The 1,526-nt window shown below is 60.3% G+C and carries 1 protein-coding gene and 1 pseudogene; both read right to left on the reverse strand.

Going from position 1 to position 1,526, the window contains the following annotated elements:
- Positions 1-721 precede the first annotated feature (721 nt).
- A complete protein-coding gene (locus tag OC184_RS20090; RefSeq protein WP_265508943.1) occupies positions 722-865 on the reverse strand; it encodes a hypothetical protein in 144 nt (47 codons plus the stop codon).
- A 173-nt stretch (positions 866-1,038) separates the two neighbouring features.
- A pseudogene (locus OC184_RS20095) lies at positions 1,039-1,460 on the reverse strand (IS5 family transposase); the annotation flags it as partial.
- Between the last annotated feature and the right edge of the window lie 66 nt (positions 1,461-1,526).

The following is a 1,526-nucleotide window of genomic DNA, read 5'->3' on the forward strand; positions in this document are numbered from 1 at the left end:
GGCCTTCGCCCGCATCGACACCGAGGAGATCGACCCCATTCTCAGCATAACCACGAAAGCCGCCTGATCATGCCCTCAGGCCTCCCGGGAAATTACACCAGCTTGACGGACGTGACCAATGAGTTCGGAGATGCGGTCACGACGAGGCGATCTGCCGCATAGCGATGGCGCGCAAGACGCGGACCAGCGGCAGGCATGTCCACAGCTGGTGCCCTTGTGGTCCGCGAGACGTGGACCATCCGACCTCAAATGTCAGGCGCTGAACGTTCCTTCAGCGCCGCCCCCTGCACCACACCAGAAAAGTCTATAGTCGGCGGATCGGGCTCGGAGGTCCCAAACATGCCAATTTGATCCGGACGCGAGTGGCTGACCCGATCGCCGGTGTTCCGAACTGTTGCGATGTGGCTTCAGATCAATTGCAGAGTTGTGATGCGCCTTGGTCAAGGGCACAAGGTCCGGGACGACTGGTTGCGCAGTGGACCGTAGATGGCAGAGGCGCGTGCGCCTCTGTCGGGAACATCATCATGCGGTCCGGGACCAGTCGTCCCGGCCCCGTCGCGGGGTGCTGACCGATGGGAGCCGACCGCCGTGTCGTGGGCGCGACGTGGCCTGCCTGAGTGGGCATCACAGGCATGGCCGTTGGCGATCTGCGTCGGTGGCTTCAGCGCAGCCCGTCCTGGGATGCGCTGAACCGGCAGCCCGGCAGCTTGTTCCCAAAATTCTACTCGTCGCCTGAAGATGCCTTTCGCAACTCCCGAACAAGGTCAGCCGTACCTGGTGACAGCTTCACGTGCTCAACCTCCTTGCGCAGATTGCCGAGCGCCCGGTCGAAAAAGGGATCCTGATCATCGCTGCTCTGGTTCATGTCATTGGCTCGTACGGGACTTCTTGATCCCACACATGGGAGCACCGGCGGTTCCAGTGCAGCATGACGGTAGAACAATGAACCTGTGACAAAGAACCCGACTCGCTGATGGACCTTGTGTTCGGCCGTAGGGCACACAATACAACGATTGACAACGAGCGCTACAGTCATGTTCATTCCCAATATATGACGGTCGCGGCCAGAGGCATTGCCAAGAGAAAGCTCTTCAGACATCTGTCGTATCGAGCTGCCACGCGCCTCCAATTCCTGAGCCTGCCGAATATGATCTCGATCCGGTTGCGGCGCTTGTCATACGTGACTGGCGTCTTGCGTTGCTTCCGGCTAAGCAGGCCCGTATCCCCTTGTGCTGCAACGCCTCTCTCAACCAGCCAGCATTATAGCCGCGATCCCCGAGTAGCCATTCGACCTTCGTCAGGCTGCTCAACAAGGCCCGTACGCCGATGTAGTCGCTGACCTGACCCGCAGTCACGAACAGGTTCAGCGGGCGGCCCTGGCTGTCGCAGATGGCATGCAGCTTAATGTTCATGCCGCCTTTCGTTCGACCGATCTGGCGACCGCGCCCCCCTTTATGGATGGCCCGCCCCTCCCGCCGATCTCCGTGTAGGATGTCGGTGTTCAATGGAGGAAGGAGCGGATCATG

Origin of the sequence: Paracoccus rhizosphaerae (assembly GCF_026162645.1) — a bacterium.
In the GTDB taxonomy this organism is placed as follows: Bacteria; Pseudomonadota; Alphaproteobacteria; order Rhodobacterales; family Rhodobacteraceae; genus Paracoccus; species Paracoccus rhizosphaerae.